2 protein-coding genes (1 of these 2 only partly in view) are annotated in these 19,496 nt (G+C 46.9%); both read right to left on the reverse strand.

Annotated features, from left to right (window positions below):
* A complete protein-coding gene (locus JMN17_RS05390) occupies positions 1 to 13,683 on the reverse strand; it encodes a type I polyketide synthase (RefSeq protein WP_202327658.1) in 13,683 nt (4,560 codons plus the stop codon).
* Positions 13,667 to 19,496, reverse strand: the final stretch of a protein-coding gene (locus JMN17_RS05395) for a non-ribosomal peptide synthetase (RefSeq protein ID WP_202327659.1). Its footprint extends 9,311 nt past the window's final position; only the last 5,830 of its 15,141 coding nucleotides appear in the window; its start codon lies beyond the right edge, outside the window; its stop codon occupies positions 13,667 to 13,669. Before JMN17_RS05395 ends, JMN17_RS05390 begins: the two co-directional genes overlap by 17 nt.

Raw genomic sequence — 19,496 nt, forward strand, 5'->3', positions numbered from 1 at the left:
TTATTTGAAAGTTTTCCAAAACATTTCTTTCGGAGCCCCTGTGTCTGAAAGCACTTTTTTCTGCGCGGTTTGAGCTGATGGTTCTGTTAAAACGGGCTGCCGGCTTAATTCCGGCAGAGGCAAAGGTTTTCTTCTGATTAAACGCTCACCCGATTCTTTCCAGGCTTCCACAATCAAATGGGCATTCGTGCCGCCATCGGCAAAACAATTGATTGCCGCAGCCGGTGTTGTCTCCTTCCACTCGGCTTGCGATTTACAAAAATACAAATCGGTCTCTTTTATATCAAAATGCGCCATGCTTTCGTCACCTGACAGGAAGGGAACCAATTGTCTATGGTTCAGCATTAAAGCCACTTTAATCAGGCTCGCTATTCCTTCTGCACATAAAGGGTGGCCGATGTTAGGTTTCACTGATCCCAGCCCTAATGGCGCCTTTGAACCGGAACGGTAAATGGCTTGAATGGCCTTCAGTTCAAGTAAATCTGTCACCGCTGATCCCGAGCCATTCGCTTCGAGATAACTGATCTCTTCAGGCTTTTTGCCGCTTTTTCCAAGCGCTGTCTGCATGACATCCTTTTGCGCCTCGAGATTCGGTGAAGATGGGCCTGCTGTTCTTCCGTCATTGTTAATAGCTGCGGCTTTAATGACTGCATATATGGAATCTCCGTCTTCGAGTGCTTGGCTGACGGTTTTAACGAGAACCATACCCACGCCTTCTCCTAAAATGACACCGTCTGCCCGCTTATCAAAAATATGGAATGACGGTTTGTCAGATAAAAGTCCGCGTTCCTGAAACATATGATGCGCATCAGCATCAAGCAAACTGACGCCGCCTACAACCGCTGCCTCAATATCTCCGCTCCGCAGAGCTTGAAGGGCCATATTCAGTCCGACCAGTGCAGAGGAACAAGCAGTATCCAGCACAATACTCGGTCCCCTTAAGTCAAAAAATTGCGAGATGTTAGCTGCTAAATAGTTTTGTCCGCCAGCCACAATCGGATTTCTTGCTTTTGAAAGACTGGACGGATCAGGCTTGTGCTGGCTGCGGCCTCCTATATAAACACCAGCCTTCATGCCTTTCACTTCTTTTTCCGTATAGCCGGCGTGATACCACAGCTTCAGGCTTTCCTCCAATACGGCCAAAGCTTGAGGGTCCATCGCTCTGACATCGTTCTCGGACATCATGAAGAAATCATGATCGAATTGGTTCATATTATCAATGAGGCCCGCGTAATTCGAGCTGGAGTGCCCGAATCGTTCAGGCGGTACAGGTTTAATCGCAGCCCGTCCATCCCGAATTAAATCCCAGTATGCCTCAAGTGTTTCCGCTTCAGGGAATCTGCAAGTAAGTCCGATGATGGCGATATCTTCTGCAAGACCCGCCGTTTTCTCATGACTGGTCTGTTGCGGCTGCTGTTCTGGCATGGGTGCCTGTTTCATTGACGATCGCGCCTTGACAGGTGTCTGTTTCTCAGAAACGTTTCGGTGTAAAACAGCTGATACGTCATGTTTTGATATGAGCCAGTTTGCAAAGGATTCTATTGTCGGATATTCAAACAAAATCGATGGATCAATATCTCCATTTAATGTTTGATTCATCTGCTGTACTAGTTGAGCCAATATAATCGAGTCGATTCCGTATTCTTGGAAAGGCTCATCCGTTTCAAAGTCTTCAGCTGCTATCTTCAGTTCATCTGAAAAAAGAGTTACGAGCCATTCGACTGTTTCACCGAACAGGTTGTGAGTGCTGTCTTGCTCTTTTGTCTCAGGGAGTGAGAGAGCTTCAACAGGCATTGACGGCTGTATAAGTTTGTCCGGCTGCCATACGTTTGTATCCGGGATCGCCGGCAGTACGACAGCATGCCGTGTATCTGATAGAATCTGATCCAGCAGCTGTAATCCCTCACCGTTTGTCAAGCTCACCAATCCAGTCTGTTCTAAAGCTTTGCTTCGAACCTCACCTAAACCGGTCTCCTTCCAGTTAGGCCACTGAATGCTGAAAATTGGACATTTATCTTTATGGGCCTCTGCAAAATAATCCATAAAAGCATTCGCCATCGCGTAATCTGCTTGTCCAGCTGCAAGAATAGGGATGGCCGCTGAAACAGATGAAAACAAGGCAAAAAACGCCAATGATTCGTCTTTCAGCAGATCAAACAACGTTTGCAGGCCTTCGACTTTCGGTTCAAGCACCTGTTCGATTTCTTCTAGTGATTTTCTGATAAATGCCGGATTATGATTGTTCACCTTCCCGGCACAATGGATAACGCCGCCAACCGGTCCCATTGTTTCGTGTATGGTCTTCAGGCTCTGTTCAACGGCAAACGAATCGGTCAGGTCCAGAGACAGCACTTGGACTTCCGCACCCATGGCTTCTAGCTCTTGAATGGCGTTTATTTTCTCCGCGAGCGAGACATTTTTTACTGAATTCCACTGATCACGCGGAGGCAGCTCTTCTCGGCCGATGAGGACCAGGCGCTTAACGCCGTATATTTTCACAAAATGCCGGGCACACAACGAACCGAGACCTCTTGTCCCGCCTGTAATAAGCAGGACTTTGTCTGCTGAAAACGATACTTGTTTATGATAAAGACCTGCTGTATCTGCTGATTGCTCTGCCAAATATGCGCGGTACCGCTGGCCGTTTCGATAACAGACTTCAGATTCTGTGCTATTAGCATAAAACTCGTCTGCAACCAGTCTGGCCAACTCCCCATGGGAAGTTGCAGACTCCATATCTGCATGTCTTGATGTAAGATGGCTGTACTCGCTTTGAAGCATGCGGTATAAACCGGCTCGTGAAGCACCGGATAAACGAACAGCTTTATTTTCGAAAGACTCCAGCCCCTTCGTTACACCCAAGATCGTCAAATGATGCTTGCTTGTGCGTCCTTGTTCGATTAGCTTTTGAAGCCAGTTTATCCAGCTTAAAGATTGCTCATGTCTCGTTCCGCAACCGATCAGATCGACTGCTCCAGAGATATGTTCAAAGTCAGCAGAAGATACATGATCGAGCTCTTGACTGTCAAATATACGGTAATTCGAGAAATACTTCGAAAGCTCTTCCGCTAATGCCATTGTCTCCTCGTTTGCTAATATGGCAACGGTTTGATTTGTACGTTCTGCCGGTTCGATCGGACAATGCTGCCACTGTTTGTGCAAAAAGCAGCGCTTCATAATCGGTTCGGAATAAGGCAGGTACGAGCCACTGTTTTCGGGTTTGTCTTCTTGATTCGGCAGCCAGTAATATTCTTCTGCGAACGGATAAGCTGGCAGACTGATTCGGCGAGGCCAGTGATCTCCGTAAAGTCCGTTCCAATCGATCTGTAACCCTTTCACCCATAATTCCGCCACTTTCTCCAGCCTTTTCTTCTCTATCCATGTTTGCAGCAATGCTTTGGCATCATGATCTGTTTCAAACAGCTTGATTTCGCTTTTCTTCGTTTTCACGTGAGCGGAAAATATGCTGCTGTTTGGCACATCCGCTACATAATCACCTAAAGCTTTGATAACCGCTTCTTTGGAATCCGCCAAAAACGCCAGCCGATAATCCATCGCTTCCCGGCCCGTCTGAAGTGTATATGCCATATCCTCCAGATTGATTTCTTCATTTGAATTCGCGAAATCTTTCATTTCTTTTGCATAGGCCTTCAATTGCTGCTCTTTTTTCGCTGAGAGTACAAATAATGTTGAATGATGCTGCTTTGTCAGTCGATCATTCCTCTTTTCAGCCTGGTATTCTTCTAACACGATGTGGGCATTCGTCCCGCTATATCCGAAAGAGCTGACACAGGCTCTTCTCGGTTTTCCATCGGCCGATTCCCAAGGCTTCAGCTCTGTATTTACATATAAAGGCGAATGTTCAAATTGAAAATGCTCATTCGGTGTCGTGAAGTTCAATGTCGGCACCAGCGTTTTCTGGTTCATACACAACAACACCTTTTGAACACCGGCTACTCCTGCCGCCGCAGATGTATGTCCAATATTGCTTTTGACGGAACCGATTGCGCAAAACTGCTTTTTGTCTGTTTTTTCTTTAAATACGGTGGACAGAGCCTCTAATTCAATTGGATCACCTTGTTTTGTTCCGGTGCCGTGCATTTCTACATAACTGATACTCTCAGGATGTATGCCGTATGTTTCATATATGTCTCTTTCCAGATCCATTTGGCTTTTCGCACTCGGTGCCGTGATTCCGTTTGTTTTCCCGTCTTGATTAATACCTGAGCCAATGATGATGCCATAAATATGGTCACGGTCCGCTTCCGCATCTTTCAGCCTTTTCAGTACCAACGCACCCGCACCCTCGCCGGGCACAAAACCATTCGCGCCATTGTCAAATGCTTTACATTGTCCATCAGGTGAAAGCATGCCGGCCTCACACATACTGATGTAAGATTCCGGCGTCAGGTATAAGCTGACACCGCCAACCAGCGCCATATCAATTTCTTTGTTTATGAGTGCCTGTCGTGCTAAATGTGTGCCGACCAATGAAGATGAGCATGCGGTGTCAATAGGAATAGCAGGCCCTTTTAAATTAAGAAAATACGGAATACGCGCCGCAGCAATCGCAAAGCTGTTCCCGGTGGCGTTTGCTCTTGCCTGCCGATTCAGCATAACTCCATATTCATTGCTCATAATCCCGAGATAAACGCCGCATTTTTTCTCATTTAATGTTCGGGCGTTATATCCAGCGTCCTCAAAGGCTTTATAGCCTTCCTGCAAAAATATTCGATGCTGTGGGTCCATCAGTTCAGCTTCTGATGGCGGAATATTAAAAAACAACGGATCAAAATGTTCAATATCATCAAGCATCCCCATTGATTTACAATAGACTCTCCCTTTTTTGTTCAGGGCAGGATCATAGAATTTGTCAATATCCCACCGTGATGTTGGAATATCCCGAATCGCATTTCTCGCATGAACCAGGTTATCCCAATACTCTCTTACATTCCTGGCGCCCGGGTACCTTCCCGACATCCCGACAATCGCTATTGCATCCTCCCGGTGATCTTGATGAATAGGAGCCGGTTTCTTCTCAGGTTCTTTCTTTATTGGGTATTGAACGGACTGAAGCGGACGCTCTGCCGGCTGTTTAACAGCTTCAGAGACCTTATGTTGATCTTTCATTTCTTGTTTTCTATTAAGATGCGTTCCAAGCTCAGACTTTAGCATCTCGGCAAAATCACGTATCGTTGGATAATCATACACTTTAGTGACTGAAAAAGACGTGCCATATTGCTTATTCACCGCTTTTATCCATTCGAGCCCGGTAATCGAGTCCATTCCGATATCAATGAATGCTTCATCAATATCCACCTCGTGCGGCTCCATAAATAACACGTCTGCGATGCTTTCTCTAAATTCTTCATGCAGCGTTTCAATTGCCCCATTATATTGGCTTGATGCGGATATTTCAGCTGCTGCATATCGAATGGTTGCTGCAGGTTCCTCCTGCAACGGCTGATGGTGCTCTAACCGCTGCAGGGTGATATTATCCGGTTTAGCAGCAGGTGCTGCTGTTTTCTGTTTCATCGGCACATACGTCTCCGGTTGCTTCGGAGCATCGCTTTCTGCTGTTTTCTTTCCAGCTTGTGTGCTTAACTCATGCGTTAAGTAAACAGCGAAATCACGTGTTGTCGGATAATCATAAACCTTGGTGACATTTAGTGATGTGCCATACTGTTTATTTATGGCTTTTATCCATTCGAGCCCGGTAATCGAATCCATTCCGATATCTATGAATGCTTCGTCTGGATCAACCTCGCTTTGATCCATGTACAGCACTTCCGCTAAGCTCGCCGTCAGTTCATTGCACAATTCTTCCGCCGAGATCGTCTCTGTTTCTGTATCTAATGGAAGCGGAGATGCTGCTCGCTGCAAACGATCCTGATTGGCTGTTAAAGGCTGTAACGTGATATTGGCAGGCTTGCCGCTGGCTTCCCTGTCTATAGACGGCTTTTGAATGACGGACTGTACCGGAACGGGTGGTTCCACCGTTCTTTTTTCCTCAGCCTTTGTTGCATTAACTTCTACCCAATAGCGATCTCTTGCAAAAGGATAGGCGGGTAAACTGATGCGCCGAGGTTTTTGATCCTGGTAGAGCGTGTTCCAGTCGATACGTAAGCCTCTTACCCAAAGGTCTAACACCTTCGTGTACTTTCCTTTTTGCATCCATGCCTCAATTGTTTTTGACATATCTTCATCAGCGGCAAAAGCGGCAATGGTTTCTTTGTTGCGTTTCACTTGTCCTCGAAAGATATATTCACGAGCTTCTGTACCAGAAATACATTCAGTCAGCTTTTCTTCAAGCTCCTGCATCGTTTCAGCAACGAACGCCAGGCGATCATTCATCGCTTCACGTCCGACTTGCAGGGTATAGGCGATTCGGTGCAAATCTGCTTCAGCATATCTTTGTTCACGAATAGCATGCAGCAATCGTTCCGCCCGTTTCTGAAGTTTTTCTTCATTTTTTGCGGAGAGCACAATGACAGCCGGCTGTTTCTCCGCTGGCGAACGTTCCTGCTCAGACTTCGGAACATACTCTTCTATTAAAATATGGGCGTTTACTCCCCCGGCGCCAAATGAAGAGATGCCTGCGATTCTCGGATATTCAATGTCTTTTCCATTGACAGAAACGATCGGCCTCTTCCATTCTTCTAGCTCTTGCTGTACTTTAAACGGTGAGTTAAGGAAATCAATATTCGGATTCAGCACGTTTGAATGCAGGGAAGGCGCAAGCTGCCTGTATTTCATTTGGAGTAATACCTTGGTTAAGCCTGCGATACCTGCCGCACTCTCGCAGTGCCCCATATTTGATTTGGCTGAGCCTATTGCACAATATTGTTTGTCATTCGTTCGTTGCGTAAACACTTTGGACAGCCCTGTCATTTCAATCGGATCTCCGAGTGAGGTTCCCGTGCCGTGCGCTTCGATATAACTGACAGTCCGCGGGTCAACCTTCGCTTCCACAAACGCCTTGTTGATCACATCTGCTTGGGCATTCGGGTTTGGAACTGAGTAACCGTTTGTTTTTCCTCCGTGGTTAATGGCAGTCCCCTTAATGATTCCATATATGTGATCGCCATCTTCAACGGCTTTAGACAATGGCTTAAGAAGCACTGCTCCTACGCCTTCTCCCGGCACATAGCCGTCTCCGCCCTCACCGAAGCTTTCACATCGGCCTTTACTGGACATAAATTTGTTCTGCCCGAGCATCAAATATTTATTTGGGTGGATTGAAACATTCACGCCGCCCGCGAATGCCGCCTCACACTCTCCGCGCTGCAAGCTTTGGCAGGCCAAATGAATAGCGGTTAAAGAAGAAGAACACATGGTGTCCAAAGCAATACTCGGCCCATGAAAATCAAAATAATACGATACCCGATTCGCGATGGATGATGGATTTCCTGTTAAAGCCAGAGACCTGCCCCGCGCCTGCTCTTGCGCCCCATACAGCTGGTATTCTTCGTACATGGCTCCGACATATACCCCGACACTTCCGCCAAGCTCCGAATCACGCTTACGGCCGAGATGCTCTCTTGTATATCCTGCGTCTTCCATCGTTTCATACACGCACTGCAAAAATAGCCGCTCCTGAGGGTCCATTAATTTTGCCTCACGCGGTGAAATATGGAAAAACTGCGGATCAAACTTGTCTACATCCTTCATAAAGCCGCCCCACTTGCTGTAGGTTTTTCCAGGCTTATCCTTATCTTCATCATAATAGAGACTATGATCCCAGCGGTCTTCAGGAATTTCCGTAATACAGTCTCGCCCGTCCCTCAGGTTTTCCCACAATTCATTGATGTTGTCTGCCTGAGGATAGCGCCCAGAGATACCAATGATTGCAATTTCCTCTGTTTCCTTTTCTTTTGACTGCTTCTGCCCTTTTTCTTGCAAAGGAAAGAATCCGGACTTTCTTGGGGCAACTGAAATTTCTCTCTTTTCAGGCTCTGAAACTGTTTTTCTATTTTCCGCAGCGAAAGGTTTGTCTGTTTCAATTTCCAAGATGTCCAGAAGCTTTTCTCGGTGGGAATCAATAAAATACCGGGTTAATGACCGAATATCCTGATATTCAAAGAACAATGTCTTGGACAAAGACCCAAATACTTTTTCTAATTGACCTGTTACATGCATGATCATAATAGAATCGATCCCATAATCCTCGAGAGGAGCTTCAGCATCAATCTGGCCGGCCGGCAGCTTGATAACCGAAGAAAGCACTTGTTTCACATAATTCTCCGCTTTTTCTCTCAATGTCTCTTCATCGACTCCTAGGACAATGTCTGCTCTTCCCGTATCCTGACTGCCATTTCTTTTTTTCGTATTTTGGGATTCACCTTGACCATGTCCCGTTTCATACAAAAATGCACGAATCCGATTAGCAACACCGGAAGCCACTAATACTTGCGGCTTTCCTGACGCCCAGCCATGGTATAATGCCTGAATCCCATGCCCTGTTTCCATGGCCACCATGCCTGTTTCTTTTGCCAGCATCCTCGCAGTTTCAGCATCAATATGCATGCCCCCGTCTTTCCACAGCGGCCAGCACACCGAAAGAGTTTTTCCATAACGTTTGTGCAGCGCTGCTTGGCCATTTCGATATTCGCTGAATGCATTCATAAATGCATTCGCCATTGCGTAATCAGCCTGCCCCGCGCTTCCCACTGCTCCGGCACCTGAGGAAAAAAAGATAAAGAAGTCGAGCGGAATATCTTTCGTTGCTTCATCAAGATGAATCAGACCGGCTACCTTTGGAGCGAGCACGGTTTGAACTTCTTCTTTCTTTTTCTTAATAATAAAATTATCTTTTATCATACCGGCGCTATGAATGATACCGTTCAAGCCTCCGTAAACGTTTTGGATCTCTTCTAATAAGTCATTAACAGCTCGTTTCTCTGTCAGATCCGCTTGTCTGTAAACCGCTTGAACACCAACTTTCTGTAAGGCTTGAAGCTGCGCCTGCTTCCTTTCATTGAGCGGAGAGCGTCCTGTCAGGATCACAACAGCATCATTCGTTTGGTTTGCGATTTCATTTGCAAAGATGAAGCCAAGGCCGCCTGCACCGCCTGTAATCAGATAAACACCTTTATCTTTCCATGGCATGTCACTTAAGTGCTCGCCAGTAGCCTCTTTCCATTTACTTACAAACCGTTTCCCTCGCCAATAGCGAATATGCGTGTCACGCGGACAGCGTCTGTTTTCCTCCAATATTTCGAATAGGTCACTACTAGACATCTCGGTATCTAATTCAATCAGCTGTCCAGTCAGTTTGGGGTTTTCCAGTTCAGCCGTTTTGAGCAGTCCGGTTAAGCCGCTTAATAGCTGCGGCTCGTTCAACACAGGCACCGCCACTTGAATGAATGTATGTCCCCCGGTTTTCGAGTGCAGCAGCTGCTTGATTTCTTCAAATAACTGTACGGCATACACTTCAAACCGTTCATCAATTGCCTCTGTATAATGCTGCAATACTGTACAGTCAAGATCATTTCGGATGCTTTCCAGTTGTTCTCCAAAATCACAGATAACGACTTTATGTGTCTCGGATACTATAAACCCCTGCTCCTCGGCAGAAGCATTTTCTTCCCAAACGTGTTCAAACAGCAGCGTGTCAATTGTCTCAGAAGGATCTTCTGCATCTGCTTCTAACACTCTTGCAGAATAGCCCTTCATTCGCACGCAAACCTGCCCCTCTTCATTGCACAAATCGATATCAAGCTTCTGCATGCGATCCCCAGCTGCACTGCCCTCGCTGTATGTAATCCGCGCCCACATAGATATCTCGCAGCCTTTGAAGATTTGGACATCCTGTATGGCAAAAGGCAGCATCGCCTTTCTGTCTGCTAAACTCGTAACGTGTCCCAGCCTCAAACCGATAGATGCTTGAAATGCCGAATCTATCATGCTCGGATGCAGGACATAATGGTCTTGCGTACCGGAGATCGCAAGCGGCATCGTCAATTTCGCAAGAACTTCGTTTTTGCCGGCATATATGCTATCGATCGCTCTGTGGCTGTCACCATAATGAATGCCCATTTCTGCATAAGCCTCGTAGCAATCAGAAGGTGACAGAATCTGCTCATTATCGTTTGCCTTCAGTTCTTCAATGTTTATAACAGGAGGTTCATCAGCCTCACAAAGCACTGCATTCCCTTGTCCGTATACAACCGGCGCCTTCTCTGCGCTTTCAGGCTCCTGGCAGATTTCGAATGCAACCTCACCATTTTTCTCAGGATATAAACGTATGTGTATGTCCTTCTGCTGTTCTGTGAAGGCAAACGGCCGAACCCAGACAATATTCCGAAGCCGAAATCCTGTCGGGAACTGATCTCCAGCTGCCTTTTCGACAGCCGCCCGAACCATTTCCAATAAAGCTGCACCGGGTAAAACCCGCTCGCCCTTAATGACATGATCCTTAAAGAAAAATTCACGTCCTGTGAACGTTGAACGGAAGCGTACTCCCGACATGTCAGACACATTTTGATGCAGAAGAGGATGAAGGACATGCCCTTCCCCTTTTGATAGACGAGTCACTGTCTCTGCTTTAGGCACCCAATAACGCACCTTCTCAAAAGGGTATGTCGGCAAGCTGATCCGCTTTGGTTTCTTTCCTTCGTAAAGAAGGGTCCAGTCAATCGCAGCTCCGTTTGCCCACTGCTCCGCAATCAGATCGAGATTTCTTTGTTCCAGCGATTTATGTACCGTTTCGGCGGAAAGCGATAAATCACTTCCTCTTGACATTCGCCCCATCCAGCAATGCTGAATCGTTTCGCGCCCTTCTGTAAAAGCCTTCAATTGTCCGGTCAATTCTTGAATGCCGGCTGCTGCAAAAGCAACCCGCTCTTCCATCGGTTCACGTCCCACCTGCAATGTATAAGCCAAATCTCTAATCTGAATCCCATCATGAAGAAAATCCAAGAGACGTTTTGCATATACACGAAGACGTTCTTGATTACGGGCAGAAAGCGGGATAACAGCGGGCATGCCAGAAACTGACGGCAATGAAACGTCCTGCTCCGCTGTTTGAGGAATATATTCCTCAAGGATAATATGTGCGTTTGAACCGGTCGCCCCAAAGGAACTGATACCCGCCCGCCGCGGATAAGGGGTGTTTTTCTCATTTTCCCTAATAACAGGTAGCTTCCACTTTGCTGTTTCATGCTGTACATAAAATGGAGACTTTTCAAAATCTACGTACGGATTTAGTTCTTCTGAATGCAAAGAAGGCACGAGAGTCTGATGGTGAAGCTGAAGGGCAACCTTGCTTAAACCGCTGATCCCCGCGGCGGATTCAGCATGCCCGATGTTTGACTTAACAGAACCAATCGAACAGAACTGCCGATCCTCTGTATATTGACGGAATGCTTTCACCAACCCCTGAACTTCGATCGGATCTCCTAAGGACGTACCAGTTCCATGCGCTTCCACATAACTAATCGTCCTCGGATCAATTCCCGTTTTCTCCAAGCATGCCTCAATAAGGTCAGCTTGAGAAACTGGACTCGGCACTGAAATGCCGCTTACAGTGCCCACATGATTCACTGCACTTCCTTTAATGACGGCATAAATGCGATCTCCGTCTTCCTCCGCCTGGTGCAAAGGCTTTAATAAAACTGCACCGATTCCTTCAGCCGGTACATAACCGTCTCCATCTTTGCCAAATGTACGGCAGTGCCCGTCAGTGGAAAACATATCCCAGACCCCGTATGTCATATATTTATTAGGATGCAGGGACAGGTTCACTCCGCCTGCTAACGCGACATCGCATTCACCGTGACGAATGCTTTCCAGCGCCAGATGTACAGCGGTCAGAGATGAGGAGCATACCGTATCAACCGCCATACTCGGACCGTGGAAATTACAAAAGTAAGACACTCTGTTGGCAATTTGCGCATAGTTAAGCGAGAGAGGAAACACATTTTCCGCTGATGCTTCTTCAGCACCGACTAATGTATAATCCTTGTGCATGACGCCCGCAAAAACACCTACATGCTGCCTTTTGTTTCGTCCTCTAGGTTTGGCCAAAGTCTTGGACGTGTAGCCTGCATCCTCAATCGTTTCCCAGCAGGTTTCTAAAAACAGCCGCTCCTGAGGGTCCATTGTCTCTGCCTCTCTCGGCGTGATTCTGAAAAATTGAGGATCGAAGCAGTCTGGGTCGTCAATAAATCCGCCCCATTTGGAAATGTCCTTACCTGAAGGAGATGTGATTCCTTCAAATCGCCGCCAATCCCAGCGCGACTCTGGAATTTCGCTAATGCAATCCTTACCCTCTTTCAGATTGTTCCAAAATTCATGAATATTGTTTGCCTTCGGATACCTGCCCGCCATGCCGATAATCGCAATGTCGCCCGATTGCTCAAAAGATGCAACACGAGAAGAGTCTGTTCGTCCGCTTGTCCTCCGTCCTTCGGCAGTTGTATCGCCGATTATGCTATTGGAGACGTGTTCTCTTTCAATTTGATCAAGGGAACCAGCGGCACTAAAATGCTCACCATAATCCTCGGTAAGAAACGCTGACAACTCCGCAATGGTGGTATGCTCAAACAGGAGAGTCGGCGAAAGGCTCTCACCGATCTTGTCACTGATCGTTTCTACCACTTCAAGCAAGCCTGATGAATTCAATCCCATTTGGTAATAGCCGACATGCTTTTCAATTTGTTCGATCGGTTTATTTATTTTGTCTGCGATTAATTGGCTTACAAACTGTTCAGCCCCGCCATAGGAATCCATACTGCCGGATGAAGATACCGTATCTGCAGCTTGAGTATGCTCGGCTGCGTCCTTTCCTCTCTCTTGTTTCTCCTGTACATCCTGATGCTTTCCGCTAATCAGCTCTGCTTCACGCACTAGTTTGCTTGTGAAGTTTTTCAGTTCAGCTACTTTTTCACCGGAAGCATTGAAAAATTCAAGTGTTACATAAATCAGCTCTTTTTCCTGACGGACAGAGGAACGCTTAATTCTGGTCATGCAATGTGTCTGCAAAAGTGCTGAAGCGGAAAAGGATTCATAGAACAGAGGCAAATACAGCCTCTGTTCCCCTTTAAGCAAAGATGTGAGAAGATTGTTGGCACCCACCCCGCTCCCGTCTATGAGAGTCGGATGAAACATAAAGCCTTCTGCATGCTGCATGGCTTCCGAGCCGAGAGAAAGATCGAGAAGGACGCCGTCTTCCTCTTCATGGATGCAGCCTTTCGCTTTCATATACTCGCTGTGCACCAATTCCTGACGTCTGCATTGTTCATATACATCATTAAGCTGAACAACGTTCTGCGCAGCTGCTTTGATCTGGTTGAAATCCAGAGTTTCTTCAAAAACAGCAGGAGAGTGGGTATGCATATCAGCCTTCATATAGAGCTTTTCTTCTGAAGCTTCATTCCCTTCACTTTTTTCAATGCCTTTGGCTGTGATTTGCCACTTTCCTTCTTTTGTCTCCGCACATTGGATATCGAGAGCGATTACCGCACCCTGTCCCACCGTCAGCGGCTGATAGATGGATAAATTCCGCAGCTGAAGCTCTGAGCAGGTGTAGCCGTGTTCTCTGAATATCTGGTAGATCATATCGATATAGGCCAATCCCGGAAGGACATGTTGTCCGTAAACCACATGGTGATATATAAACGGATTTTTTAACGATAATGTGAGTTGTTTCGTTATTTTTTTCACGTTAGACCTCCACCTCATAAGTATCCCATATGTTTGCCGTATCCATTTTTAAGGTCTCCGCTTCCGGCTTTGACTCGCCATGCGAAAACGCCCGTTTCTTTAATTGGGGAGGCGATATCGGACTGCGCTTGATGGCGCGTTTTTCATCTCTTTCCCACGCCTCTACGATGACATGAGCATTCGTCCCCCCATCGGCAAAGCAGTTAATGGCTGCAGCAGGCCGCAAATCTGTCCAGTTTTCCAACGTTCGGGTGAACGTGATATTCGCTTTTTGTTGATCGAAATGCGCCATCTCTTTTTCACCTGATAAAAATGGGACGAAGCGTCGCTCTTTCAGCATCAGTACAACCTTAATAAAGCTGGCGATCCCTTCTGCACATAGCGGATGCCCGATGTTCGGCTTTATTGAGCCAAGAGAAAGAGGCAATGAGTGATCGGAACGGTATACCGATTGGATCGCTTTCAGTTCAAGCAGGTCGGTTACCATTGAACCTGACCCGTTTGCTTCAAGATAGCTGATGTCCTCTGGGTTTTTCCCGCTTTTGGCAAGCGCGTCTTTCATGACTTCCTTTTGCGCCTCCAGATTAGGTGTTGCCGGCCCTGCCGTTCTTCCATCATTATTGACCGAGGCCGCTTTCACGACAGCATATATGGTATCTCCGTCTTCCAGCGCCTGTTTTACTGTTTTTAACATGACCATTCCGACGCCTTCACCTAACACAACTCCGTCAGCACGCTCATCAAACACATGGAAGGATGATTGCTTGCTTAAAATGCCGCGCCGGTCAAACAGTCTGTGAGAGGCATCTGAGCTTAACAAGCTGACACCGCCGACTAAAGCAGATTGAATATCACCGCTGCGCAGAGCTTGAATGGACATATTCATGCCGACCAAAGCTGACGAACAGGCTGTATCTACTACAACGCTCGGGCCGCGGACATCGAAAAATTGTGAAATATTAGCCGCTAAATAATTTTGGCCGACTGTCACGATCGGATTCTTCGCATGGTGAAGACTCTCTTCATCAGGTTTGTGCTGGCTTCTTCCTCCAATATAAACGCCGACTGGCTTCCCCTTTATTTCCTCAGGAGTATACCCGGCGTGATACAAGAGCTTCAGACACTCTTCCAATACGAGTAATGCTTGCGGGTCCATCGCCCTTACGTCTTCTTCATGAAGCAGAAAGAAATCAGGGTCAAAATGGCTGACGCCATCAATCACGCCAGCATAATATGGCGTTTTACAGCCCCAGCGTTCTGCCGGAACCGGGACGATTGACGAACGCCCCTCAGATAATAATGACCAATAGGTTTCCAGCGTATCTGCAGACGGAAAGCGACAAGACAGCCCGACAACGGCAATATCTTCAGCATGAGAGTCCGGTGAAAGAGTCGCCGGCGCCTGTATCTGGGCGGCAGGAGCACGCTCCTTCGCAGTGGCAGATACGCCTGCCTCCGTTTTGTTCTCCAAAGGTGCTGATGTATCCGATATCCCGCCTCCGAATAGAGCGGACAGCATTTCGGAATAAGAGCCAATCAGCCAATCTGCGAACCTTTGAATTGTCGGGTATTCATATAGAATAGATGGATCGAGCGCTGCTTCTAGTTTGCGGTTTATACGCTGAAGCACCTGTGCCAAAATGATTGAGTCCACCCCATAATCTTGAAATAAGACATCAATCTCGAAATCTTCACGTTCAATTCTCAGCTCTTCGGTAAACAAATCAACCAGCCAGGACTGTGTTTCAGATAATAGTCCATCATTTTTGAAAATTTCATCGGTCCCATCGATGTCTTTGACCAGCGGGCTCTGTAAAGTCAATTCGCGTAAACCGTCCTCATGCTGTTTTCTCCGCTTCATCAGCAGCTCCGGCTCCCAATTGATTTGATTCGCCACCGCAGGAAGAACAACCGGTTTGAGCGTTTTAGATAAGATTTGATCCAAAAAACGCAATCCTTCTGAATTCGTAATGCTCAACAAACCGCTTTCTCGATATGCATGATTTGTTACTTCACCCATACCGGTTTCTCTCCAATTCGGCCACTGAACACTGATGATAGGCGTATTTTTCTGATGTGCTTCTGCAAAATAATCCATATAGCTATTTGCCATAGCATAGTCTGCTTGTCCCGCCGAAAGCTGCGGAATAATGGCTGAAACAGAAGAAAATAGTACAAAAAACTGTAATGGCTCGTTACACACGTGGCGATATAGTGTTGTCAGCCCAGCCACTTTAGGCTCCAGCACCCGCTGAATATCATCGGCCGTTTTACGGATGAAGGCCAAAGTATCCATATCTGTCAGACCTGCGCAATGAATAACACCGCCAATCGGCCCTAAGGTTTTCCTGATATGTTGCAGCGTTTGCTCAACAAGAGCCTCATCAGATAAAGAAAGCGACAGCATTTGCACTTGCACACCCTGTGCTTCCAGTTCCCGGACTGCATTGATTTTTTGTGCCGAGGATGTGTTTTCTGTCTCCAAACGAGCCCACTCCTCTCGCGGAGGAAGCTGCTCTCGTCCAGTCAGCACCAGCTTTTTCACTCCATAGTGCTTCACAAAATGCCGTGCGCATAATAGCCCGATGCCTCGCGTCCCGCCTGTAATGAAAAGTACATGCTCTTTCGGGAAGGCCATGCTTTGATCGGCTCCCTTACCTGTTTCAGGATGCGCTTTTAGAAAGGCCTGGTACCGCAAACCTTCTCTGTAGCAAACCTCCGCATCATGGCAGTCCGTATAAAACTCATCTGCGATCTGCTTCGCGAGGCGATGATGGTCAATAACCCCCTCTGCATCCATATGTCTTGATGTAAGGTGGCTGTACTCGCTTTGAAGCATCCGATACAAACCAGCCCGCGAGGCGCCTGCCATCCGGACGGATGTGTTTTGGAACGATTCCAGTCCCTTCGTCACACAAAGCAGCCTGAGCCCCTCTTTATGCCCGAATTCAATCAGCCTTTGCACCCATTCAATCCAATCCAGCCGGCCTTCATCTTCTTCACCGCAGCCGATGACATCTACTAGGCCGCCAAACTGTTTCCAATCGATGTCTGACTGATTACCGTCTAACCGGCTCACATCTAATAAGAGGTGATTCGGAAAATACGCAGACACTTCAGCAGCCAAATCTGCTGTCTCTGGATTGCTCAGGATGGCAACCGTCCGAGTCCCCGGTACCTTTGAGCCAACCGGGCTCAACCTCCATTGTTTTGTCAAAAAACATGCAATGCGCTTTTCACTAGCATTAACTAGTTCTTTCTTGTCCGGTTCTGAATGTTCCTTTGCCGGTACCCAATAGTGATCCTTCGCAAATGGATATGAAGGAAGACTGATCAGGCGCGGTTTGGTCTCGCCATATAATGTATTCCACTGGATCGCCACGCCTTTGACCCATAGATCCGCAAGTTTGGCGTATTTTCTTTTTCTGATCCAAGCATCAAGTGCCATTGCCATATCCTCATCTGCTGTAAAAATGGTCTGGGTTTCTTTATTGCGATTAGACTGCCCCCGGAAGAATTCACCAGTTTCTTCCTTACCGTCAACAAACGCTTGCAGTTTTTCTTCAAGTTCCTGCATCGTCCCCGCAATACATGCCAGACGCTCATCCATTTCTTCTCGCCCGACTTGCAGGGTATAAGCGATGCCGTGCAAATCTTGATCTGTATATTTTTTCTTGCGAATCGCCTCCAGCAATTGCGAAGCACGATCCATTAGCCTATTTTTATTTTTAGCCGACAGCACAATGATGTTTGGCTGTTCTGATGCCATTTGTTTTGAATTGGCTTCTGGAATATATTCTTCAATCACAATATGTGCGTTTACTCCGCCAATCCCAAATGAACTGATTCCGGCACGGCGCGGAAGCTCGTTTCCGTCACGATCTGTGACAGCCTTCCATTCCTGTTTTTCCTGAACAATGTAAAACGGACTGTCAGCCAGCTGAAGATAAGGATTAAGCGTCTCGCAATGCAGGCTTTTCACTAACGTTTTGTGCTTCATTTGCAGCAGCACTTTGATCAGACCTGAAATACCTGCGGCAAGCTCTAAATGTCCGATATTGCTTTTAACTGAGCCGATGCCGCAACGGTGATCCGGAATGTCCGGCTGGCTGCCGCCTCTCTTATTGGATAATTCCTTAAACGCGGCTTTAAGCCCGTTTATTTCAATCGGATCCCCCAATTCAGTCCCCGTTCCATGGGCTTCGATATATGTGACCGTGCTTGGATCTATGCCTGCTTGGCGATACGCACGCACTAACAGATCAGTTTGCGCTTTCGGATTGGGTGATGTCAGGGTATTGGCTCTTCCGCCGTGATTTTCCGCCGTCCCCCGAATAACGCCGTAAATGTGATTCCCCTCGCGCTCCGCGTCTGCAAGCTTTTTCAGCATGATCATTCCGACACCTTCGCCTCTGACATAACCATTGGCATCGGCGGAGAAGGTTTTACACCTGCCGTCTTTGCTGAGCATGCCAGCCTTGCTGTAGCTAATGTGCGCCTCCTCGGTTAGGATCGTGTTCACGCCTCCTGCGATCGCCATCTCACAATCGCCGATTTGCATCGCCGTCACAGCACGGTGAATGGCTACAAGAGAACTGGAACAAGCGGTTTCAATAGGTTCACTCGGACCATGGATATTTAGAAAATAACTCATTCTATTCGGGCCAACCGAAGGAATCATATGACCTGTAGCCGCATGGCCTTCAATTGGAAGATTCGCTCTATGGAATAGGTCTTTGTAACCTGTGTTTCCAGTACCGATAAAGAGACCGGTTCCTGTACCCGAAAGGCTTTGCGGCGAGCACCCCGCATCTTCCAGCGTTTTCCACAAATACGTCATTAACAGACGTTGCTGAGGGTCTACATAATTGGCTTCCCGCGGCGAAATACCAAAAAACAACGGATCAAACTCTGCGACACCATCAATAAACCCGCCCCATTTGATGTCAGTTTTATTGGCTTCAGTGTCAGGGTTTCCATAATGCTCCCGCCAGTCCCATCGATCTTTTGGCACTTCTGTGATGCTGTTTTTGCCTTCCTCAAGGTTTCTCCAAAATTCATCTATATCCATAGCGCCAGGAAATCGGCCGCTGATGCCGACAATTGCAATCGGCTCAAAATCGGCAGTCTGCTTTTTGCTTGTTTCTTCTTTTGCAATAACGGGCTGTTTGAAGCGGTGCTTTCTGCGCGTTGTACTTTTCGGAACTTCAGAAGATATTGTCTGTAACTCTTCTTGCCCCTCTGATTCTGCGCTCTCCTGAACAAAAGTCTCCTCAAATTCATCTATCAAATATTCAGCCAGGCTTTGGATGCTTCCATATTCAAAGAAAATGGTCGGCGTTAGTTCCAATTGGTATGCTTCGTTGATCTGATTTGTAAAGACCGTAAATGTAACCGAATCGAATCCGTACTCACTCAGCTCTGTATTGACATCGATATCTTCACTATCTACTTTTAAGATCGCACTGACCATGTTGGTTAATGATGCTCTCAGGCTGTTTAAACGGTAAAATGAGCTTGACGTTTCATCTGTATCATTAACAGCAGCATCTTGATTCAATTCTCCCGGATACGCCGCAATTACATATTCAGTCAGACTTTGGATGCTTCCATATTCAAAGAAAATGGTCGGCGTTAGTTCCAATTGGTATGCTTCGTTGATCTGATTTGTAAAGACCGTAAATGTAACCGAATCGAATCCGTACTCACTCAGCTCTGTATTGACATCGATATCGTCGTTGTTTACTTTTAAAATCGCTCCAACCATTTGAATCAAAGACGCTTCTAATTTTTGAATTTGACCGTGAGCCTGATCTGCGTTTTTCTGCTCT

Source organism: Bacillus sp. RHFS10 (genome assembly GCF_016757475.1).
Taxonomy (GTDB): Bacteria; Bacillota; Bacilli; order Bacillales; family Bacillaceae; genus Bacillus; species Bacillus subtilis_G.